This is a genomic window from Nocardiopsis changdeensis (assembly GCF_018316655.1).
Classification (GTDB): domain Bacteria; phylum Actinomycetota; class Actinomycetes; order Streptosporangiales; family Streptosporangiaceae; genus Nocardiopsis; species Nocardiopsis changdeensis.
The window spans coordinates 5730363-5751414 of the sequence record NZ_CP074133.1 but is presented as its reverse complement, the minus strand read 5'-3'; the positions used below and the strand labels follow the sequence as shown (position 1 = coordinate 5751414).

Genomic DNA, 21052 nt, shown 5'->3' with positions numbered 1-21052 from the left:
CGGTGAGGGGGAGGGGGAGCGCGGGGCATGGCGGGCCTCCGGCGGGGGGAGACGGGGGTGTGCGAGAAGTGGAGAGGCCGGTGCGAACCGTCGCACATCGGTCCGCACCGGCCGTGGCGGCGGTGCTCCCCGGATCAGAGCACCGACGCCGCCTGGTTCCCGGTCGGCGGGGGAGGGGCCGAGGGCTCCGCCGACCGGGACGTTCTAGGGGCGGCCCGCCCGCAGGGCCGCGTCGATGGAGGCCATGAGGCTGCCGTCGGCGTCGTCGCCGTCGATGGCCCAGACCATGACGCCGGAGTAGCCGCTGCCCAGGGCCCATTCGGTCTTCTGCGAGACCGCGGTCTCGTCGTCGTAGGTCCAGAAGGTCTCGCCGTCGTAGATCCAGGCGGTGCCCGCCTCGTCGTTGCGGAAGAGCTCGAACTCGCCGGAGTCGACCTTCTCGCGGAGGAAGCGCCACTCCTCGGTGCCCGTGGAGTAGGTGCCCTGGGCCGGGCCGGAGGCGGACTGGAAGAGGCCGTCGCCCTCGGGGCCGGGCTCGACCCCGGTCCAGCCCTGGCCGTAGAACGGGATGCCCAGGACGAGCTTGGCCGGGTCCACGCCGCGGGAGAGGTAGGCGTCCCGGATGAGCTCGGCGGAGATGACGGGCTCGGGGTCGCGGGCGTCGGTCACCAGGTTCGACTGGTGGTTGGTGACCGTCTCCCAGGTGCCGTGGTAGTCGTAGCCCTGCACCGTGATGAAGTCGAAGTTCGGCATGACCTCGTCCAGCTCGTAGCCGGCGTCCAGGCGCCAGCCCCCGGCGGGCATGAAGGCGGTCAGCTCGTAGTGGCGGTCGGTCTCGGCGCCGTACTCGTCCAGCTGGTCGCGGAACTCCTGGACCAGGGCGGTGAAGTTCTCCCGGTCCTCGGGGCGGACCACGTTGTGCGGGTTGCCGTCGGTGCCCGGCCACTCCCAGTCGAGGTCGATGCCGTCGAAGACGCCGTAGGCGGCGCCCTCACCGCCCGCGCCGTTGAGCTCGGGCAGGTCGCCGCGCAGGTACAGGTCGATGCAGGACTCGACGAAGCGCTCGCGCGACTCCTCGGTCAGGGCCGCGTCGGAGAAGTACCGGGACCATTCCCAGCCGCCCAGCGAGATGTTGACGGTGAGGTCGGGGTAGAGCTCCTTGAGCTCGCGCAGCTGGTTGAAGTTGCCGCGCAGGGCCTGGTCCGGGTCGTCGGCCACGCCGTCGACGCTCTCGTCGGCCGGGACCGTGTGCCCGTAGTCGGCCAGGGCGTCGCCCTGGCCCTCCTCGTCGCTCATGAAGCACTCGCCGTCGGCGTTGACGTTGCCGAACGCGTACTGGATGTGCGTGAGCTTGTCGGCGCTGCCCGTCTCGACCAGGTCGGCCACGTGGTAGTCGCGCTTCTCGGCGCTCCACTGGGTGTAGTACGCGACGCTGGTGAAGTCGTGCCCGGGGCCGGTGGCGCCGCCGTCGCAGGGCGCCCCGTTGACGGTGCAGGCGAGCGGGTCGGTGGCGCCGTCCCGGTGCAGGCCGTTGAACCCGAAGGTGTAGGTGCCCCCGGCGGGGACGGTGGCGCCCCAGCGCGGCGGGGTGATCGTGTACCCGGACGGGTCGCCCGCCAGGGTGGCGTTCCACAGCTCGTGGATCCGGCTGCCCTCGGGCAGGGCGAACTCGATCTCCCAGTCGCTCACCGGGGCTCCGGAGGCGTTGTGGACGACGATCTCGCCGGTGTACCCGGTGTTCCACCGGGCGGACTCCACGTAGGTGACGGTCAGGCCCGAGGCGGGCGCCTCCTCGGCGGCGGCCGGGAGCGCGGCGGCCATGAGCGGCGCCGCCAGCACGGTCGCGGCGCAGACCGCCGTGATCCGGTTCCTGAAGGGTCGTGCTCTCACGTCGTGGATCTCCTGCTGTCGGGGGGTTGCAGGGCCCGGGGGCCTGACCAGGGAAGATAAATTTTTAGGAAACTTAACTAATAATTACGGGGGCCGTCAACGGTCCGCGTGGAAGTTTCCGGCGCCCGGTGACTCTCCGGGGTCGGTCCGGTGCGGGTTTTCCGAGATGGCGGGCCGTACCAGTGGCGGCCGGGGTCGGTTGTCCCCTTGTGGCCACGCGGAGGTATTGACCCGTACGGACTGTGCTGCTAGGCGCACAAACGGTGGGGCGCGGGGCTCCGGCCGGGCCCATAGAGTGGCGGCGTGGGAAACCCTTTGAACCTTCCGTTCGACCCGATCGAACGCGCGCACGACAACTGGACGCGGAGATGGGGGCCCTCGCCCGCCATGGCCGCCGTCACCTCGGTCATGCGCGCGCAGCAGATCCTCATCGGTGAGCTGGACGGCGCCCTCAAGCCGTTCGGCCTCACCTTCGCCCGCTACGAGGCGCTGGTCCTGCTTACCTTCAGCACCTCCGGCTCGCTGCCGCTGGGCAAGATCGGCGAGCGCCTCATGGTCCACCCGACCAGCGTCACCAACACCATCGACCGGCTGGAGGGGCAGGGCTTCGTGCTGCGCCGGCCCAACCCCAGCGACGGCCGCGGCGTGCTGGCCGAGATCACCGACGCCGGCCGCGAGGTCACCGAGCGGGCCACCCGGGTCCTGCTCGACCTGGACTTCGGCCTGGGCTGCTACTCCGACGAGGAGCTGTGGGACATGCACCGCATGTTCACCCGGCTGCGCGTCGACTTCGGGGACTTCCCCGAGCCGGCCGCCGAGCCGGTGGCCGGGGCCGCGGACGGGCGCTGAGCACGGGCCGGGATCCGCGCAGGGCCGCGGGTCCCCCTCCTGTACATATTTAGTTGGACGTCCTACTATCCAGGTATGGCGAACACCACGAACGGCACCACCGACGGCGGCGGCGCCGCGGACATCGAGGCCGGGCGCGAGCGCTGGCAGCGCCGCTACGACGCCGCGCGCAAGCGCGACGCCGACTTCACCTCCCTGTCCGGACGCACGCTGCAGCCCGTGTACGGGCCGCCCCCCGGCGCGGAGGTCCCCGGGTTCGAGCGCATCGGCTGGCCCGGCGAGTTCCCCTTCACCCGCGGGCTGTACCCCACCGGCTACCGCGGCCGGGCCTGGACCATCCGCCAGTTCGCCGGGTTCGGCAACGCGCGCCAGACCAACGAGCGCTACAAGATGATCCTCGCCTCCGGCGGCGGCGGCCTCTCGGTCGCCTTCGACATGCCCACCCTCATGGGCCACGACTCCGACTCCCCGCACGCGCTGGGCGAGGTCGGCCACTGCGGTGTGGCCGTCGACTCGGTGGCCGACATGGACCTGCTCTTCGACGGCATCCCGCTGGGCGAGACCACCACGTCCATGACCATCAGCGGTCCGGCGGTCCCCGCCTTCTGCATGTACCTGGTGGCCGCCGAGCGCCAGGGCGTGGACATCGGCACCCTCAACGGCACGCTCCAGACCGACATCTTCAAGGAGTACATCGCCCAGAAGGAGTGGCTGTACCCGCCCGAGCCGCAGCTGCGCCTCATCGGCGACCTCATGGAGTACTGCGCCGAGAACATCCCCGCCTACAAGCCGCTGTCGGTGTCGGGCTACCACATCCGCGAGGCCGGGGCCACGGCCGCGCAGGAGCTGGCCTACACCCTCGCCGACGGGTTCGGCTACGTGGAGCTGGGGCTGTCCCGGGGCCTGGATATCGACTCGTTCGCGCCCGGCCTGTCGTTCTTCTTCGACGCCCACATCGACTTCTTCGAGGAGATCGCCAAGTTCCGCGCCGCCCGCCGGATCTGGGCCCGCTGGATGCGCGACGTGTACGGCGCCAAGAGCGAGAAGTCCCAGTGGCTGCGGTTCCACACCCAGACCGCCGGGGTCTCCCTCACCGCCCAGCAGCCCTACAACAACGTGGTGCGCACCGCGGTCGAGGCGCTCGCCGCCGTCCTGGGCGGCACCAACTCGCTGCACACCAACGCCCTGGACGAGACCCTGGCCCTGCCGACCGAGCAGGCCGCCGAGATCGCCCTGCGCACGCAGGCGGTGCTCATGGAGGAGACCGGGGTGGTCAACGTCGCCGACCCGCTGGGCGGCTCCTGGTACCTGGAGGCGCTCACCGACGAGATCGAGGCCGAGGCCGAGCAGATCTTCGCGCACATCCGGCGGATGGGCGGCGGGGAGGGCGCCGAACACGCCATCGGCCCGATGACCTCGGGCATCCTGGCCGGGATCGAGAACGGCTACTTCTCCTCCGAGATCGCCGAGTCCGCCTTCCAGTACCAGCAGGCGCTGGAGAAGGGGGAGAAGCGCATCGTGGGCGTCAACTCCCACACCCCCACGGTCTCCGGGGAGCTGGACATCCTGCGCATCGGCCACGAGGTGGAGCACGAGCAGCGCCGGGTGCTCGCCGAGCGGCGCGCGGCCCGCGACGGCGCCGCGGTGGACCGGGCCCTGGCCGCCCTGCTCGAGGGCGTGAGGTCGGAGGCCAACGTGGTGCCGCTGATCATGGACGCCGCCCGCGCCGAGGCCACGCTCGGCGAGATCTGCGCGACCATGGGCGAGGAGTTCGGTACCTACACCGAGGCCCCCCGCTTCTGACGCGGCACGGGACGGGACGCGGGCCGGTTCTCGGTCCGCGTCCTTTCCGCGCATACGGCAGGATGGACACATGCAGCCTTCGGACTTTTCCCCGAACAGTGCCGTCGACCTCGGTGCGCGCAAGGCGGCCATGGAACGCGAGGCCAAGCAGCGCGCCGCGGAGTCGGCGGGTCGATCCAATCCCTATGCCGTGAACGTGGACGAGGCCAACTTCCAGGCCCAGGTCCTGGAGCGGTCCATGGCCGCCCCGGTGGTCCTGGCGGTCCTGGCCGGCTGGTCCGAGCAGTCCAAGCAGGTCGAGGACACGCTGGACAAGCTCTCCGCGGCCTCCGGCGGCAACTGGTTCCTCGCCAAGGTCGACGGCGAGGCCAGCCCCCAGCTCGTGCAGGCGCTGCGGGTGCCGACCGCCCCGATGATCATCGTCGTCGTGCAGGGCCAGCTCCTGCCCGGCCCGGCGGGCCCGGTCCCCGAGGACCAGCTCACCGCCTGGCTGACCGAGGCCTTCGCCGCGCTCAAGGAACAGGGCGCGCTGCCGCCCGGGCACCCCGGCACCCTGTTCGGCGAGGGCGGCCCGGAGCAGGCCGAGGCCGGCGTCCCGGAGGCGGACCTGCGCCCCGTCGACGCCGAGGCGCAGCAGGCCCTGGACCGGGAGGACTTCGAGGCGGCCGAGGCGGTCTACGTCAAGGCGGTCGAGGCCGACCCCAAGGACACCGAGTCCAAGAGCAAGCTCGCCCAGGTCCGGCTGGTCCGGCGGCTGCGCGCGGTGGACATGAACGCCGTGCGCAAGGCCGCCGCCGACGACCCGCAGGACGTGCAGGCCCAGCTGGCCGTCGCCGACCTGGACATGTACGGCGGCAAGTTCGAGGACGCCTTCGACCGGCTCATCGCGACGGTCAAGCGGACCTCGGACGGGGACCGCGACGCCGTCCGGGCCCGCCTGCTGGAGCTGTTCGACCTGCTGCCCCCGGGCGACAAGGCGGTGGCCTCCGCGCGGCGGCGGCTCACCTCCGCCCTGTTCTAGGCCGTGTCCGGCCCGTCCCGCACCGCCGCGCGAGGGGGCGGCGGTGCGGGACACAGGACCGGAATCGGCCGTGGTGGAGATACCACTGTGCGGAAATCAGAATTATTACTCACTGGTAGCCGGACAAAGCGGTAAAACCATCCTTTCTTTCCCGGTTTTCGGTCTCCGGGGATAGGGGCCGCCGGCGGCGGGTACAACCGCTGCCACCAGGTCCGCCTCTCTCCGGCAGGTGCCCATGAGCCCGCCTCCCCCCGACCGTCCCCGACGGGCACCCGAGGCGCAGTCCCCGCCCCGTCCCGTCGTCACCATCTCGGCGACCTACGGCGCGGGCGGCGCCGTCGTCGGCCCGGCGGTCGCCGCCGCCCTGGAGGTGGCCTTCCTGGACCGGGCGGTGCCCAGCGCCGTCGCCGGGCGGATCGGCTGCTCCCTCGACGAGGCCCTCCAGCACGACGACCGCTCGCCGAGCGGCCTGGAGCGCCTCCTCGCCGGGGCCGCGCGGCTGCCCACCGTCACCCTGGGCAGCGTCGACACCGCCTTCATCGGCACCGTCAACGAGGAGGGGCGGCTGCTCTACGACCACGAGTTCGTCGAGCACACCGAGCAGGTGATCGGCGGGGTCGCGCACACCGGCGGGGTCGTCCTGGGCCGGGCCGGGGCCATCGTCCTGGCCGGCCACCCCACCGCCCTGCACGTCCGGCTCGACGGCGACCCCGAGGCGCGGCTGCGCCGGGCGCGCGAGCTGTGGGAGTCCGGGGCCACCGACGGGCGCGGGGCCGCGGAGGGGCCGCCCACCGCCCGGGTCCGCGACGACAACGACCGCGCCCGGGCCGCCTACGTCCGCCGCTTCTACCGGACCGACGCCGCCCGGCCCGGGCACTACCACATGGTGCTCGACGGCGCCGTCCTCTCCGTGCGGGCGTGCACCGACGTCATCGTCCGCGCGGCCCGCGACCGGGCGGCCGGGAAGACCCCCTGAATCCGCGGTGTTGAGGTGGTGCGGCCCCGCGCCGGCACCCCGGCGCTCGTGCGAAATTCATCGGTTTTTCACGGAAGCGATAATTGTCGGCTTGTGCTGACTCAGGTCGCTTGACTCGGGTAGGGTGAGGCGACTCCGTCGCGAGACCCCCGAACGCGAACAGGGGTCCGACGCGATGCCGCCCCAGGGGGGCACCGCGCACATCCGATGCCCCGCAGCGCATCAACGCCGCCGCGCCAGGGGACGTCCGCACGTCCGGACACAGAAGCACCGGCACCACCCGAGGAGCATTACGTGGCCACCCTTCCCAGCGTTTCGTATTCCATCACCGTCCGCCTCGAACTGGACGCGGGGAGCACGGCCGTGGGTGGGCTCACCAACGCGGTCGAGCGCGTGGGGGGCATGATCACGGCGCTGGACGTGGCCGCCGCCGGGCACGAGCGCATCCGCATCGACGTCACCTGCGCCGCCCGCGACACCGAGCACGCCCAGGCCATCGTCGACGCCCTGGGCGCCGTCGAGGGCGTCACCGTGCACAAGGTCAGCGACCGGACCTTCCTCATGCACCTGGGCGGCAAGATCGAGATGAAGTCCAAGGTGCCGCTGCGCAACCGCGACGAGCTCTCGATGGCCTACACCCCCGGTGTCGCCCGCGTCTCCCAGGCCATCGCCGCCAACAAGGACGACGCCCGCCGCCTCACCATCAAGCGCAACAGCGTCGCCGTCGTCACCGACGGCTCCGCCGTCCTCGGGCTGGGCAACATCGGCCCCGAGGCCGCCATGCCCGTCATGGAGGGCAAGGCGGCCCTCTTCAAACGCTTCGCCGACATCGACGCCTGGCCCATCGCGCTGGACACCCAGGACGTCGACGAGATCGTCCGCACCGTCCAGCTGATCGCCCCGGGCTTCGGCGGCATCAACCTGGAGGACATCTCCGCCCCCCGCTGCTTCGAGGTCGAGGCCCGCCTGCGCGAGCTGCTGGACATCCCCGTCTTCCACGACGACCAGCACGGCACCGCCATCGTCGTGCTCGCCGCCCTGCGCAACGCCCTACGCGTCGTCGGCAAGAAGCTCGACGAGGTCCGCATCGCCATGTCCGGCGCGGGCGCGGCCGGGACCGCCATCCTCAAGCTGCTCATGCACGCCGGCGCCCGCGACGTGATCGTCAGCGACATCCACGGCGCCGTGCACACCGGGCGCGGCGAGGACATGGACTCCAACCTGCGCTGGATCGCGGAGAACACCAACCGGGCCGGCTACTCCGGCGACCTCAAGGGCGCCGTGGCCGGGGCCGACGTGTTCATCGGCGTCTCCGCCCCCAACCTGCTGACCGGCGACGACATCGCCGAGATGAACGACGACGCGATCATCTTCGCGCTGGCCAACCCCGACCCCGAGGTCGACCCGGACGTGGCCCGCCTGCACGCCGCCGTCGTCGCCACCGGCCGCAGCGACCACCCCAACCAGATCAACAACGTGCTGGTCTTCCCCGGGTTCTTCCGCGGCCTGCTCGACGCCCAGAGCAACCACGTCACCTCCGACATGATGGTCGCCGCCGCCGAGGCCCTGGCCGACGTGGTCACCGAGGACGAGCTCGGCCCCAACTACATCATCCCGAGCGTGTTCCACTCGGACCTGTCGACGCACGTGGCCACGGCCGTCCGCGAGGTCGCCCAGCGCGGCCACAAGGCCGACCGGGCCTGACGTACCGTTCCGGAACGGGTGCCGGCACGGGTTCCGGCCCCGTTCCGGGGTATGGGGTGTGGCATGGACCAGCCGACGATGACCGGGCGGCTCCTGGTGGCCGCCCCGGTGCTCCAAGAGGACTCCTTCCGCCGCTCGGTGGTGTTCGTCGTGGACGACACCCCCGAGGGCACCCTCGGCGTGATCCTCAACCGGCCGCTCGGGCTGCCCGTGGCCGACGTGGTCGTCGACTGGGGCGAGCTGGCCAGTGAGCCCGCCGTCATGTTCTCCGGAGGTCCCGTCGGCACCGGCTCGGGCATCGCCCTGGGCGTCCGGGGGCCGGACGGGCCGCCGCCCGGCTGGTCCCCTCTGGAAGGATTGGACCCCGCCTCGGGTTTGACGGGTATCGGCGTGGTCGACCTGGACAACCCCGCGCCGGTGCCGGGCACCGCCCTGGGCGGCTTCCGCGTCTTCGCCGGGTACGCCGGGTGGGGCGCCGGGCAGCTGGCCGGGGAGGTCGAGGAGGGCGCGTGGTACGTCCTGGACGCGGTCGCGGCCGACGTGTTCACCACCGACCCGGAGGGGTTGTGGTCGCGGGTGCTGCGCCGCCAGGGCGGCGACCTGGCGCTGCTGTCGACCTACCCGGACGATCCCACCCTGAACTGAGGGCGGCCCGGGACGCGGCACCCTATACCGTGGAACGCAGACTTCGAAAGGTGAGAACGATGTCGATGGACGTCCTCAACAAGGTCCTGCCGGACAGTGAGACCAGGCCGGACACCTCGCACGACGGCGGGGACCGCGAGCGGTTCTCCCACTACGTCCAGAAGGACAAGATCACGGAGAGCGCCGTCACCGGCAACCCCGTGATCGCTCTGTGCGGCAAGGTCTGGGTGCCCAACCGGGACCCGAAGAAGTTCCCGGTCTGCCCCGAGTGCAAGAAGATCTACGAGGAGATGATGGCCTGATCCGGCCCGTCCCCGCGACGCGAAGGGCCCCGGTGCGGTGCACCGGGGCCCTCGTCGTGCGCCACCGGGAGGGTCAGGCCCCGGAGCCGCCGTCCTCGTCGGCACCGTCCCCGTCGGCACCGGCCGGGCGCCTGCGGGACGCGGCCACGGCCACGCCGCCGGCGCCGACGGCCACCGCGGCGGCCGCGATCAGGCCGGCCAGGGCGACACCGGTGTTCGGCAGGCCGCCGTTGCCGCCGTCGCCGTCACCCCCGCCCGGGTTCCCGCCGCCGTCGCCGCCACCGTCGCCGCCGCCGGGGACGTCGACGTCCTCGTCGACGCTGACGGTCAGCGTGATCGGGTCGAGCCGCTCGCCCTCGCCGTAGAAGTCCGCGAAGGCGGGCACGCCCTCGGCGGTCAGGGTCGCCGGGATCGGCTCCCAGGCGAGCACGCCGTCGGTCAGGTCGTACTGCACACCGGACAGGTCGAGGTCGGCGAACGCGACGTCGTCGTAGGTGACCAGCTCGGCGTCGTCCAGCGACTTGCTGACGATGTCGGCGTACAGGGTGCCCTCGCCGCCGTCGATGACCACACGCGGGTCCCGGACGGTCATGTGCAGCAGCGGGTCGTCGTCGCCGTAGACGTGGCCCTGGAACAGGACGGTGCCCTCGAACCCGATCTCGGCGGTGGACGCCTCCAGGTCGACCTCGCCCGAGCCGTTGGTGAAGGCGAAGGTGCCGTCCTCGTTGCGGCTCGCGCCGTCGCGGGTCTCGATCGTGCCCTTGGCGATGTTGCCCACGATGTAGGTGCGGAACGACTCCCGCACGCCCCAGTCGGCGCGGCCGTTGTGGACGGTCAGCGGCCCCTCGGGGTCGGTCGGCCCCTCGGTCGGCTCCTCGGTGGGTTCCGTCGGCTCCTCGGTCGGCTCCCCGTCGCCGGCGAAGGAGACCGGCGTCCACACGTCCTGGTCGCGGTTGGCCAGGTCGTTGCGGTCGTTGAAGACGGCGACGTAGCACTGCGTCTCCAGGCAGTCGTACTCGCCGCCGCCCTTGCTGAAGGCGCCCACCACGTCGAGCGGGGTGCTGAAGGAGCCCTGCGCGTCCGGCGCGGTGTCGCCGCGCAGCCACACGCCCGAGCCGTACCAGTGGGCCGGGTAGGAGTCCGCGGCCTGCGGGATCGCGGTGAGCGCCACGTAGACGCCCGCGCCCGGCCGGAAGCCGGTGCCCGAGACGGTGACGACGTCGCCCTCCGGGTCCAGGCCGGAGGCCGGGGTGACGGTGACCGCGGGGTCGTGCACCGGGCCGGGGTTCCCCCCGGCGTCGTCGATGCCCGCCGTGAAGGACAGGGGGTCCATCGGGGTGCCCGCCGGGTAGAAGCCCGCGAACGCCTCGACGGCCTCCTCGCGCAGGGAGCCCGCGGCGGAGGTGAAGACCAGGTCCTCGCCCTCGGCGTCGACCTCGACGCCGGTCAGGTCGGCCACGGGGACCTCGCCGTACCCGGTGAGGTCGCCCGGCGGGTTGTTCGGGTTCGCCCCCAGGAACTCGCGGCTGGTGACGTCGGCGTACACCGTGGCGGTGCCGTCCGCGAACACCACGCGCGGGTCGGAGACCCGGACCTCCAGGACGGGGCCCTGGCCGTAGTCGTGGCCGGTGAAGACCACGGTCCCGGAGAAGCTCACATCGCCGGAGGCGTCCTCCTTGGAGACCGCGCCGCCCGCCGTCGGGAAGTCGATCAGGCCGTCGCCCGTGGCGGTCGCGCCGTCGGAGGCCTCGAAGCCGCCTCCGGCGATGGGGCCGGAGACGTAGTTGCGGAAGGACTCCTTGACCCCCCAGACGGCGGAGCCGCCGGAGAGCTGGAGCACCTCGTCGGCGGTGGCGGCGGGGGCGCTCGCCACCGCGAGCGCACCGCCCACCGCCGCCACACCCGCGTACGCGGTGAGGGAGCGCAGGGCGCGGCGGAGCCTTCCGCTCGTGCCGCTGCCGGTCGTACTGGTCATGGGGTTCTTCGGTTCCAATCGTGAGGGGGATGGCAGGGGCCCCGGTGACGGCGGGGCCGGTGGGGCGGGGGACGGGCGGGCCCGCGCGGAGCGGGAGCCACGGGCCCGCCCGTCCCACGGTCGCGGCGCCTAGGAGACGTCGGTGGTGAAGGAGATCGGGTCCATCGCGGCGCCCGCGGGGTAGAAGCCCGCGAACGCGTCGACGGCGCCGGCGTGCAGGGTGCCGCCCGTGGAGGTGAACTCGATCGCGGTCCCGGTGACGTCGACGTTCACCCCGGTCAGCTCGGTGACGGGGACCTCGCCGTACGAGACCGGGGCACCGGGGGGCAGGGCCGGGTTCGCGCCGTGGAACTCGCGGCTGGTGACGTCGGCGTACACCGTGCCGGTGCTCCCGTCGAACTCCACGCGCGGGTCGGAGAGCCGGACCTCCAGGACGGGGCCCTGGCCGTAGTCGTGGCCGGTGAAGACCACGGTGCCCGTGAACGACACCTCGCCGGAGATGAAGAAGGCGTCGTCGACGTCCCCGCCGGAGGTGGGGAAGTCGATCAGGCCGTCGCCCAGTTCGGTGGCGCCGCCCGAGGCCGTGTAGCCGCCTCCGGCGATGGGGCCGGAGACGTAGTTGCGGAAGGACTCCTTGACGCCCCAGGCGGCGGAGCCGCCGGAGACGGGGGCCGCGGAGGCGGCGGGGGCCGCGACCGCGATCAGGGCCGCCGCCAGGGCGGAGGCGGCGGAGACGGAGGTGAGGGTGCGGAGGGCGCGGCGGCCCGTGGTCGTGCCGCGGGTGGTCGTCAGGGCCATGGTTCGTCGATTCCCATCGTCGAGTGGAGACGGTGACCGGTCCCGGGGGTCCGGGGGGCGGGGCGGCGGATGTGGTGCCCGCGGGCCCGTGCCGGGGCACGGGCCCGCCATGGAGAGCGGGGGGTCGGTCAGGCCGCGGCCCCGTCGGGGGCGTCGTCCCCGGCGCCGCGGCGCCGGCGGGTCGCGAAGAGGGCGACGGCACCGGTCGCGGTCGCCACGGCGGCGGCCAGGAGCAGGACGGTCAGGTCGGTGCCGGTGCGCGGCAGGTCGCCGCTCGGGCGCGGACCGCTGCCGCCGCCGGAGCCCCCGGAACCGGAGCCCCCGGAGCCGGAACCGCCGGAACCCGAGCCGCCGGAACCGGAGCCGGTGTTCCCGGAGCCGTCACCCGATCCGCCCGATCCGAACGCCACCGGGACGAACACGTCCTGGCCGCGGTCGCTGGACCGGGTGTGGTCGTTGCGGGTGACCACGGCGCACTCCACGCCCGCGGAGTCGCAGTCGGTGGTGCCGTCGTCCGCCTTCACCGTGATCTGCACGCTGAAGCCGCCGTCGGTGCCCGAGCCGTCGTAGGGGACCGCCAGGCCCTCGCCGTAGGGCGGCGGGTTGCTGGAGACCCAGGCGGAGGCGCCGCCGGAGCCGTCCATGTCCACACCGCCGATGCACGGCGTCGGGGCCTGCGTGGAGCTCGCGCCGGAGATGTCGCACAGCGCGACGTAGATGCCCTTGGAGGTGTCGTAGCCGGTGCCGGTGACCGTGACGGTCTCCCCGTCGGGGTCCAGGCCCTCGGTCTTGGAGACCGAGATCCTCGGGTTCCCCGGCTCCCGCGGCAGGGGCGCCTGCGGCGCGCCGGCCTGGGTCTGCGGAGAGGTCCGCGGGCGCGCCTCCGGAGCCGGGGCGGCCTCGGGCGCCGCGAACGTGACGGGGACGCGGCCCACGACGGCCGCGGCGGGGGCGGCCGGGGCCATGACGGGGGCGCTCATCCCGGGGCCGGGCGCCTCCACGACCTCCTCGGCCGGGGCGTCGCCGCCCCAGGTGCCGGTGACCGGCCCGGAGTCCTCGGGGGTCTCCACCTCGACCAGGCGGATCTCGAAGGCGTCCGCGGCCGCGTCGAGTCCGGCCTCGGCGGCGAACCCGGCTCCGGTGACGAGGGTCGCGCTGAACGCGCCGCGCCCGCCGACCTCGACCGTCACCGCGTTCGCGGTGTCGGTGACGGCCTCCTCACGGACCTCTCCGGTGTCGGCCGCGCCGTCGGGCCCGGCCGGAACGGCGAGGGTCGCGATCTCGATGACGGATCCGGGGGTGTGGCCGAGCCCGGAGACGGTGACGGTGTCACCCTCGGGGTCCAGCCCCTCGGTCCTGTCGACGGTGGTGATCCGGGGGTGTCCGGTCTCCTCCTGCTGGGGAGCCGGCTCTGCGTACGCCGCCGCGGGCAGTGCGGTGGAGATCAGTACTGCGGCCGCGGCGGCGGCCAGGGGAGGGAGGGGCCCGCCCCGGCGCCGCCCGGTGACCGGGCGGGGGGAAACCGCTGCTTGCATCAGGGGCCTTCGGGGTTCGTGCGGGTCCGGTTCGTGTAGGGGTGACCCGCGTGATGTGCGAAACCGGTTTAGGTTACGCTTACCTTGGTCAAGTGAGCCTTACCTAACCCGGAGTTCGCGACCGGAACAGTTGAACATCGAACCATCGGGCTTGTCAAGATGGTGACAAGGTGTCATATAAAGGTCGGTGTCGTCCCCCCGGCGACCCCGATCCCCGGTCCGACCCGAAAGCGATCCCCAATGGCCCCAGCCGCCTTCCGGCCCTCCGCACACGCACGCCCCGGACGCGGGGCCCGGGCGCTCGCCGCCGCCTGCGCCCTCGCACTCGCCCTCACCGGCTGCTCGGGCGGTGCCGGAGCCCCCGACGACACCGCCTCCGGCGGCACCGGGGACATCCCCGACCTGGCCGAGAACCGCCTCCAGCCCCTGGAGGAGGACTTCGTCCAGCAACTGCCGGTGACCGTCGACTCCGTCGTGCTCGACCCCTACCGGACCAGCGAAGACCCCCTGGAGTACGAGCAGGTCGAGGTCACCGACACCTCGCGGATCCTGCCCCTCACCGGCGGCCTGGCCGAGATCGTCTTCACCCTCGGCCTGGGCGACCGGGTCGTGGGCCGCGACGTGGCCGCCACCTTCGACGAGGCCGCCGACCTGCCCGTCGTCACCAGCGGGCACGAGGTCTCGGCCGAGAGCGTCCTGGCCCTGGAGCCCACCGTGATCCTCGCCGACACCCAGACCGGGCCGCCCGAGGCCATCGAGCAGATCCAGCGCTCGGGCATCCCCGTGGTGATCATCGAGGAGGCCTGGTCCTTCGACGAGATGTACCCGCGCTTCGAACGCGTCGCCCGGGCCCTGGGCGTCCCCGACGCGGGCACCGCCCTGGCCGAGCGCACACGGGCCCAGATGGCCGAGGTCCGCGAGGGCTCCGCGGAGGCCGTCGGCTCCCCCCTCGTCGCCTTCCTCTACCTGCGCGGCACCGCCGGGGTCTACCTCATCGGCGGACCCGGCTCCGGGGCCGACGCCATGCTCGCCGAGGTCGGGGCCCGCGACGCCGGGGTCGAGATGGGCCTGACCGCCCCCTTCACCCCCATTACCAGCGAAGCGCTCATCGCAGCTCAGCCCGAGGTGATCCTGGTCATGACCAAGGGGCTGGAATCGGTCGGCGGCGTCGACGGCCTCGTCGAGATCCCCGGCGTCGCCCAGACCCCCGCCGGGCGCGACCGCGCCGTCATCGACTTCGAGGACGGGGTGCTGCTCAACTTCGGGCCCCGCACCCCGCAGGTCATCGCCGCCCTGGCCGAGGAGCTGACCGCGGTCGCGGCGGGGGAGGGCCCGTGACCGCCGTCGGAACCCCGACGTCCGCGGAGCGGACGGGCCGGGCCGCCCCGGTCACGGCCGGCCGGGCCCGGCGCCGCCTGCGCGCCGGCCTGCTGCTCGTCGGCCTGGCCGCCGGCCTGGTCGTCGTCTCGGTCGTCGCGGCGGGGATCGGCGCCTACCCGATCCCCGCCGGGCAGGTCACCGCCTCGGTCCTGGACGCCCTCGGCCTCCCGGTCGCCGGCCCCCTGCCCGACCAGGTCGCCCGCACCGTCCTGTGGGACGTGCGGTTCCCCCGCGTGGTGCTCGCCGTCACGGTGGGTGCGGCCCTGGGCGTGGCCGGGGCCATGATGCAGGGCATCTTCGGCAACCCCCTGGCCGAACCCGGTGTCATCGGAGTCTCCTCGGGGGCCGCCGTCGGCGCCATCGTCGTCATCTTCACCGGGATCACCGTCCTGGGCCACTGGACGATCATCGCGTCGTCCTTCGTGTTCGGCCTGGCCACGACCCTGTTCGTGTACGTGTTCGCGCGCTCGCGCGGGCGCACCGAGGTCGTCACCCTGCTGCTCACCGGCATCGCCGTCAACGCCATCGCCGGTGCCGCCATCGGCCTGATGACCAACTTCTCCCAGGACGCCGAGATCCAGACCATCACCTTCTGGCAGCTGGGCAGCGTGGCCACCGCCACCTGGTCCAAGGTCGCGGCGATCGTGCCCTGCCTGGTCGCCGGGATGGTCGTCATCCCGCTCTACGCGCGCCGCCTGGACCTGCTCTCCCTGGGCGAGGGGCCGGCCCGCCACCTGGGCGTGGACGTGGAGCGCATGCGCCTGGTCCTCATCATCGCCCTGGCACTGCTCACCTCGGCCGCCGTGGCCTTCGCCGGGATCGTGGCCTTCATCGGCCTGGTCGTCCCGCACATCGTCCGGATGGTCACCGGGCCCGGGCACCGCGTGCTGCTGCCGGCCAGCGCCCTGGGCGGCGGGCTGCTGCTGCTCGCCGCCGACCTGCTGGCCCGCACCGCCGCCGCCCCCGCCGAGATCCCCCTGGGCGTGGTCACCTCGGCGCTCGGCGGACCGTTCTTCTTCTACCTCCTCTACCGCACCCGCGCCAAGCAGGGAGGCTGGTCGTGATCCCCACCCTCCGACGGCGGACCCGGGCCGCCCTCGCCCCCCTGTCCCGCCCGCCCGCGCGCCCCGGCCCCGTCGCCGTCGGCGACCCCGTGCTGCGCGCCGAGGGCGTCACCGTCCGCCGCGGCGGACGCGCCCTCCTGGACGGGGTGGACCTCACCGTCCGCGCCGGGGAGCTGGTGGCACTGGTCGGGCCCAACGGCGCGGGCAAGTCCACACTGCTGGCCGCCGCGTCCGGCGACCTCGCCGCGGCCGCGGAAAGGGGCGGCGCCGACGGCGGCCGCATCGACCTCTTCGGCCGCGAGCTCGGCGCCTGGACCCCGCCCGAGCTCGCCCTGCGCCGCGCCGTCCTGCCCCAGGAGGCCTCGGTCGGCTTCCCGTTCTCCGTCGCCGAACTGGTCGCCATGGGCCGCGCCCCCTGGGCGGGGCTGGCCGACCCCGCCGAGGACGACGGGATCGTCGCCGCCGCGATGGAGGGCACCGGCGTCTCCCACCTGGCCGACCGCGGCTTCCCGACCCTGTCCGGCGGCGAACGGGCCCGCGTCATGCTCGCCCGGGTCCTGGCCCAGGACACCCCGCTGCTCATGCTCGACGAGCCCACCGCCGCCCTGGACATCCACCACCAGGAACTCGTGCTGGGCATCGCGCGTTCACTCGCCGAACGCGGCGGTGCGGTTATCGTGGTCCTGCACGATTTGGGGCTTGCGGCGGCCTACGCCCATCGTGTGGCGATACTCTCCCAGGGACGGATCGCCGCGCAGGGTCCCCCCGCCGAGGTGTTCACCGCGTCCCTGCTCAGCACCGTCTACCGGCACGAGGTCGAGGTCCTGCCGCACCCGAGGACCGGGATCCCGCTGGTCGTGCCCCTCCGGTAGGTCCACGGAGCACACGCGAGACGTCCACAGGAGTAGGTCGTATTGGTGTCCACAACGGAACGACAGCCACAGGATGACCCCGGATCCGGGGAGGGCCGACGCCGTTCCTCCGGCGGCCGCCGCCGCAAACCCCCGCCCCGCCGCCGGGCCACCCCCGGCGACGTGGTGCGCGGCATCGTCCGCTTCGTCGGCGAGATCCTGCTGACCGCGGGCCTCCTCATGCTGTTCTACGCGGCGTACGAGGTGTACGGCTCCCGGTGGGAGACCGACCGCGAGCAGGAGGGGCTGGCCCAGGGGCTGGAGGACGCCTGGGCGGAGGCCGAGGAGCGCGGTCCCGACTCCGAGCCCCTGCCCGGCAGCGCCGACAGCCGGCTGTACATCCCGTCCCTGGACCTGGACTGGGTCGTCGTCAACGGCACCACGCAGGACGACATCCGCTACAGCCCCGGGCACTACACCGAGTACCCCAGCAGCCCCGGGCAGGCGGGCAACTACGCGATCGCCGCGCACCGCACCCCCGGCCTTTTCTGGGACATCGACCTGCTGGAGAACGGCGACGTCCTGGTGCTGGAGGACGGCGAGAACTTCTACACCTACGAGGTGTTCCGCGAGGAGACGGTCGTGCCCACCGACGTGTGGGTGATCGAACCCGACCCGTTCGACGACGTCGAGGGCGCGGGCGAGGCCGAGCCGGGGCGGTCGATCATCACGCTCACCACCTGCGCCCCCAAGCTGAACAACACGCACCGGCTCATCGTGTGGGGCGAACTCGTCGAGACCACGCCCAAGTCGGAGGGCATGCCCGACTCGATCGCGCACATGGCCCCCGACGCCGCCGAGAGCGAGTGAGGAGACCCGCATGTACGGCCTGATCTGGCGCATCCTGCCCGGACCCTGGATCTCCAAGTTCATCATGGCGCTCGGCCTGCTGGCCGGGGCCGCCGCCCTGCTGTGGTTCTTCGCGTTCCCGGCGATCTCCCCCTACATGCCGTTCAACGACGGCGCCGTCGACATCGAGGGCGCGGGCGGGGCCGGCGGGGGAGCGGGGGCCGAGGAGGCCGACGAGTCGGGTGTGGTGCCGGCGGACTCCGGTGCCCCCGCGGAGGAGTCGCCCGCCGAGTGACACGGGTCCGGGCCCGGTGGACGCCCCGCCCGGCCCGGCGCCCGTGCCGGGCGGCCCGGACGGCTCCTGTGCGGAGCCCCGGGCGCGTCCCGCCGCGACACGCGCGCCCCGCGGGTCCGTCCGGAGAACCTCCGGACCCGCGGGGCTCGTGCGTGTTCGCGTCCGTATGTGCCCGTGCGCGGGCGTTCGCGGGCCTTCGCGGCGGCCGAACCGGGCCCGCGGATGTGCGCGGCACCACGGGAAGCCGACCCTGTGCGGTCGGACCGGGCCGCTAATCTCGAGCAGGTGAGTATCGGGGGACGAAACGCATGACGGTGACGCAGACCACGACCGAGGACCGCCTCAGCGGGCTCCGGGCCTGGCAGCGGGAGGCGTTCGAGGAGTACTTCCGCCGACAGCCGCGGGACTTCCTGGCGGTCGCCACGCCCGGCGCGGGCAAGACCACGTTCGCCCTCACCCTGGCGAGCGAGCTCCTCCAGCGGAACACCGTCCGCGCCATCACCATCGTCTGCCCCACCGAGCACCTCAAGAAGCAGTGGGCCGAGGCCGCCGCGCGGTTCAACATCCCCATCGACCCCGACTTCCGCAACGGACAGGGGGCCCTGGGACGGCAGTACCTCGGCGCCGCCGTCACCTACGCCCAGGTCGCCGCCCACCCGGCACTGCACCGCAACCGCACCGAGGCCCGCAAGACCCTGGTGATCTTCGACGAGGTCCACCACGCGGGCGACGCCCTGTCCTGGGGCGACGCCGCCCGCGAGGCGTTCGACCCGGCGGCCCGGCGGCTCTCCCTGACCGGCACGCCCTTCCGGTCCGACATCAACCCCATCCCGTTCGTGGACTACGTCCAGGACTCCGCCGGGGTGCGCCGCTGCTCCTGGGACTACAGCTACGGGTACGGCCCGGCGCTGGCCGACGGCGTCGTGCGCCCCGTCATCTTCATGGCGTACTCCGGCGAGATGCGCTGGCGCACCCGCGCCGGGGACGAGCTGGCCGCCCGCCTGGGCGAGCCGCTCACCCAGGACGCGCTCTCCCAGGCGTGGCGGGCCGCGCTGGACCCCAAGGGCGACTGGATCAAGCGCGTGCTCCAGGCCGCGGACCGGCGGCTCACCGAGGTCCGCAAGACCCACGCCGACGCCGGCGGCCTGGTCATCGCCAGCGACCACGAGAACGCCCGCGCCTACTCGCGCATCATCCGCCAGATCACCGGCAAGAGCGCCACCGTGGTGCTCTCCGACGACCCCACCGCCTCCAAGAAGATCACCCGGTTCGCCAAGGGCGACGACCGGTGGATGGTCGCGGTGCGCATGGTGTCCGAGGGCGTGGACGTGCCCCGCCTGATGGTCGGGGTGTACGCCACCTCCACCAGCACCGCCCTGTTCTTCGCCCAGGCCATCGGCCGGTTCGTGCGCGTGCGCAAGCGCGGCGAGGTCGCCTCGGTGTTCCTGCCCTCGGTGCCCACCCTGCTGGAGTTCGCCGGGGACATGGAGCGCGAGCGCGACCACGTCCTGGACCGCACCCCCGCCGAGGACGACGAGTACCCGGAGGAGGACCTCCTCAAGGAGGCCAACAGGAAGCGCGACACCCCCGACGCGGGGGAGGAGCTGCCGTTCGAGACGATGGAGGCGTCGGCCGAGTTCGACCGCGCCCTCTACGACGGCAACGAGTACGGCGGCGTGCCCGGCTCCACCGAGGAGGAGGACTTCCTGGGCCTGCCCGGCCTGCTGGAGCCCCAGCAGGTGGCCCAGCTGCTGCGCAAGCGCAAGGACGACATCAAGGCCGGGGAGATCAAGGCCCGCAAGAAGGACGAGCCGGTCCGGGACGAGGGCCCCACCCACGAGGTCCTGGCGAACCTGCGCCGTGAGCTGAGCGGGCTGGTCGGCGCCTGGCACCACCGCACCGGCAAGCCGCACGGGGTGATCCACAACGAGCTGCGCCGCGCCTGCGGCGGGCCGCCGGTCGCCCAGGCCACCCCGGACCAGATCCGCGAGCGCATCGCGAAGCTCCGCGTCTGGGCGGTCGGCGGCAAGTAGTAGGGGGTATTCCGGGCCATCCGGGCAAACACTTCGCAAGCTCGCGCCCGGGCTCGCGTGCTATACGTGTTCATTTCACTACAGTCCGTGAAGTGATTGGACGAAACGCACGCGGCGCGACCGCCGCACTCTGGACCGGACTGGCGATGTGCGGACTCGCCCTGAGCGGAATGGTCGCGGGCACCGCGCTGCCCGACCCCGCCGGGGCCGGAACCGAACGGGCGGCGGCGGTCCGCGGGCCCGACTGCCCGCCGGGCACCACCGCCCGCCTCGCCGAACCCGGATCGGACACCGTCACCGACAGCGGGGAGCTCACCCCCGAGCAGGCCGCCCGCTACAACGACCGGCTGCGCGAGGCGCTGCGCTCCCTGCGGTCCCACGAGATCGCCCCGCCGGGCACCGTCCCCGTCGTGGTCCACGTCATCTCCGCCACCGACGGCCGGGGCCACGTGAGCGACGCCCGCATCCGCGACCAGATCGACGTCCTCAACACCGCCTACTCCGGCGGCTACGACGCCGCCGGGGCCGACACCGGCTTCCGGTTCACCCTCTCCGAGGTCACCCGCAGCGAGAACGACGCCTGGTTCTCCGACTTCAACGGCCACCGCGACCGCATCCGCTCCGAGCTGCACCGCGGCGGCGCCGACACGCTCAACATCTACACCGCCGACCTGGGCACCGGGCTGCTCGGCTACTCCAGCTTCCCGCAGGACCACGCCGCCGCGCCCGACCAGGACGGCGTCGTCCTGGCCCACGACACCCTGCCCGGCGGCGGCCGCGAGCGCTTCGGCCTGGGCCACACCGGCACCCACGAGGTCGGCCACTGGCTGGGCCTGTTCCACACCTTCCAGAACGGCTGCACCACCCCGGGCGACTACGTCGGCGACACCCCCTACGAGCGCGAGGCCGCGGCCGGCTGCCCGCAGGGCCGCGACTCCTGCCCGCACCGCGGCGGCCGCGACCCGGTCACCAACTTCATGGACTACAGCGACGACGACTGCATGACCCACTTCACCGAGGGCCAGGCCCGCCGCATGGCCGAACACTGGGCCGCCTTCCGCTCCCCTCACCGCCCCTGACGG

General features: G+C 73.2%; 18 protein-coding genes. 14 read left to right on the top strand and 4 right to left on the bottom strand.

The window, feature by feature from the left end:
- Nucleotides 1-204 precede the first annotated feature (204 nt).
- Nucleotides 205-1890 carry a glycosyl hydrolase family 18 protein gene (locus tag KGD84_RS25895; protein WP_220562962.1) on the bottom strand — a complete coding sequence of 562 codons (1686 nt, stop codon included), beginning with the start codon at nucleotides 1888-1890 and terminating at the stop codon, nucleotides 205-207.
- Between the two features lie 315 nt (nucleotides 1891-2205).
- On the opposite strand from KGD84_RS25895, the gene KGD84_RS25890 reads away from it, so the two are divergent.
- From KGD84_RS25890 to KGD84_RS25860, 7 genes are all read left to right on the top strand, one after another.
- On the top strand, nucleotides 2206-2739 hold the full coding sequence (locus tag KGD84_RS25890) for a MarR family winged helix-turn-helix transcriptional regulator (protein ID WP_220565320.1): 534 nt from the start codon (nucleotides 2206-2208) through the stop codon (nucleotides 2737-2739).
- Between the two features lie 75 nt (nucleotides 2740-2814).
- Complete coding sequence (locus KGD84_RS25885) at nucleotides 2815-4542, top strand: coenzyme B12-dependent isobutyryl-CoA mutase large subunit (RefSeq protein WP_220562961.1); 1728 nt, start codon at nucleotides 2815-2817, stop codon at nucleotides 4540-4542.
- Between the two features lie 70 nt (nucleotides 4543-4612).
- Nucleotides 4613-5563 (top strand): tetratricopeptide repeat protein, encoded by a 951-nt coding sequence (locus KGD84_RS25880; protein ID WP_220562960.1) that lies wholly within the window; start codon nucleotides 4613-4615, stop codon nucleotides 5561-5563.
- A 235-nt stretch (nucleotides 5564-5798) separates the two neighbouring features.
- Nucleotides 5799-6539 (top strand): cytidylate kinase-like family protein, encoded by a 741-nt coding sequence (locus KGD84_RS25875; protein ID WP_220562959.1) that lies wholly within the window; start codon nucleotides 5799-5801, stop codon nucleotides 6537-6539.
- A 294-nt stretch (nucleotides 6540-6833) separates the two neighbouring features.
- Complete coding sequence (locus KGD84_RS25870; protein WP_220562958.1) at nucleotides 6834-8243, top strand: NAD-dependent malic enzyme; 1410 nt, start codon at nucleotides 6834-6836, stop codon at nucleotides 8241-8243.
- 63 nt (nucleotides 8244-8306) lie between these two features.
- Complete coding sequence (locus KGD84_RS25865) at nucleotides 8307-8888, top strand: YqgE/AlgH family protein (protein ID WP_220562957.1); 582 nt, start codon at nucleotides 8307-8309, stop codon at nucleotides 8886-8888.
- A gap of 59 nt (nucleotides 8889-8947) precedes the next feature.
- Nucleotides 8948-9190, top strand: coding sequence for a DUF3039 domain-containing protein (locus KGD84_RS25860; protein WP_220562956.1), 243 nt, complete (start codon nucleotides 8948-8950; stop codon nucleotides 9188-9190).
- 73 nt (nucleotides 9191-9263) lie between these two features.
- On the opposite strand, the gene KGD84_RS25855 is transcribed toward KGD84_RS25860, so the two are convergent.
- The 3 genes from KGD84_RS25855 to KGD84_RS25845 form a co-directional block, all read right to left on the bottom strand.
- On the bottom strand, nucleotides 9264-11165 hold the full coding sequence (locus KGD84_RS25855) for an HtaA domain-containing protein (protein ID WP_220562955.1): 1902 nt from the start codon (nucleotides 11163-11165) through the stop codon (nucleotides 9264-9266).
- 129 nt (nucleotides 11166-11294) lie between these two features.
- Nucleotides 11295-11963: an HtaA domain-containing protein gene (locus KGD84_RS25850; protein WP_220562954.1), complete on the bottom strand. Its 669-nt coding sequence runs from the start codon at nucleotides 11961-11963 to the stop codon at nucleotides 11295-11297.
- A 128-nt stretch (nucleotides 11964-12091) separates the two neighbouring features.
- Nucleotides 12092-13498, bottom strand: a complete 1407-nt coding sequence (locus tag KGD84_RS25845) for an LPXTG cell wall anchor domain-containing protein (protein ID WP_220562953.1) — start codon at nucleotides 13496-13498, stop codon at nucleotides 12092-12094.
- A 240-nt stretch (nucleotides 13499-13738) separates the two neighbouring features.
- Between KGD84_RS25845 and KGD84_RS25840 the strand changes: the two genes are divergently transcribed.
- The 7 genes from KGD84_RS25840 to KGD84_RS25810 all read left to right on the top strand — a co-directional run bounded on the left by KGD84_RS25840 (nucleotide 13739) and on the right by KGD84_RS25810 (nucleotide 21049).
- Nucleotides 13739-14836, top strand: a complete 1098-nt coding sequence (locus KGD84_RS25840; RefSeq protein WP_220562952.1) for a heme/hemin ABC transporter substrate-binding protein — start codon at nucleotides 13739-13741, stop codon at nucleotides 14834-14836.
- A 77-nt stretch (nucleotides 14837-14913) separates the two neighbouring features.
- Nucleotides 14914-15942: a FecCD family ABC transporter permease gene (locus tag KGD84_RS25835; protein WP_255647108.1), complete on the top strand. Its 1029-nt coding sequence runs from the start codon at nucleotides 14914-14916 to the stop codon at nucleotides 15940-15942.
- Nucleotides 15939-16814, top strand: a complete 876-nt coding sequence (locus KGD84_RS25830) for a heme ABC transporter ATP-binding protein (protein ID WP_370634592.1) — start codon at nucleotides 15939-15941, stop codon at nucleotides 16812-16814. Before KGD84_RS25835 ends, KGD84_RS25830 begins: the two co-directional genes overlap by 4 nt.
- A 42-nt stretch (nucleotides 16815-16856) precedes the next feature.
- Nucleotides 16857-17663, top strand: coding sequence for a class E sortase (locus KGD84_RS25825; protein WP_220562950.1), 807 nt, complete (start codon nucleotides 16857-16859; stop codon nucleotides 17661-17663).
- Between the two features lie 10 nt (nucleotides 17664-17673).
- Nucleotides 17674-17937, top strand: a complete 264-nt coding sequence (locus tag KGD84_RS25820) for a hypothetical protein (protein WP_220562949.1) — start codon at nucleotides 17674-17676, stop codon at nucleotides 17935-17937.
- Nucleotides 17938-18245: 308 nt separating this feature from the next.
- On the top strand, nucleotides 18246-19970 hold the full coding sequence (locus KGD84_RS25815; protein ID WP_220562948.1) for a DEAD/DEAH box helicase: 1725 nt from the start codon (nucleotides 18246-18248) through the stop codon (nucleotides 19968-19970).
- 146 nt (nucleotides 19971-20116) lie between these two features.
- A complete protein-coding gene (locus KGD84_RS25810) occupies nucleotides 20117-21049 on the top strand; it encodes a zinc metalloprotease (protein ID WP_220565318.1) in 933 nt (310 codons plus the stop codon).
- Nucleotides 21050-21052: the final 3 nt, after the last annotated feature.

Excerpts from the sequence above, each read along its gene's own strand:
- KGD84_RS25885 (WP_220562961.1), top strand. The coding sequence starts at position 2,815 with ATGGCGAACACCACGAACGGCACCACCGACGGCGGCGGCGCCGCGGAC.
- KGD84_RS25880 (WP_220562960.1), top strand. The coding sequence starts at position 4,613 with ATGCAGCCTTCGGACTTTTCCCCGAACAGTGCCGTCGACCTCGGTGCG.
- KGD84_RS25875 (WP_220562959.1), top strand. The coding sequence starts at position 5,799 with ATGAGCCCGCCTCCCCCCGACCGTCCCCGACGGGCACCCGAGGCGCAG.
- KGD84_RS25865 (WP_220562957.1), top strand. The coding sequence starts at position 8,307 with ATGGACCAGCCGACGATGACCGGGCGGCTCCTGGTGGCCGCCCCGGTG.
- KGD84_RS25860 (WP_220562956.1), top strand. The coding sequence starts at position 8,948 with ATGTCGATGGACGTCCTCAACAAGGTCCTGCCGGACAGTGAGACCAGG.
- KGD84_RS25855 (WP_220562955.1), bottom strand. The coding sequence starts at position 11,165 with ATGACCAGTACGACCGGCAGCGGCACGAGCGGAAGGCTCCGCCGCGCC.
- KGD84_RS25850 (WP_220562954.1), bottom strand. The coding sequence starts at position 11,963 with ATGGCCCTGACGACCACCCGCGGCACGACCACGGGCCGCCGCGCCCTC.
- KGD84_RS25845 (WP_220562953.1), bottom strand. The coding sequence starts at position 13,498 with ATGCAAGCAGCGGTTTCCCCCCGCCCGGTCACCGGGCGGCGCCGGGGC.
- KGD84_RS25840 (WP_220562952.1), top strand. The coding sequence starts at position 13,739 with ATGGCCCCAGCCGCCTTCCGGCCCTCCGCACACGCACGCCCCGGACGC.
- KGD84_RS25820 (WP_220562949.1), top strand. The coding sequence starts at position 17,674 with ATGTACGGCCTGATCTGGCGCATCCTGCCCGGACCCTGGATCTCCAAG.
- KGD84_RS25815 (WP_220562948.1), top strand. The coding sequence starts at position 18,246 with ATGACGGTGACGCAGACCACGACCGAGGACCGCCTCAGCGGGCTCCGG.
- KGD84_RS25810 (WP_220565318.1), top strand. The coding sequence starts at position 20,117 with ATGTGCGGACTCGCCCTGAGCGGAATGGTCGCGGGCACCGCGCTGCCC.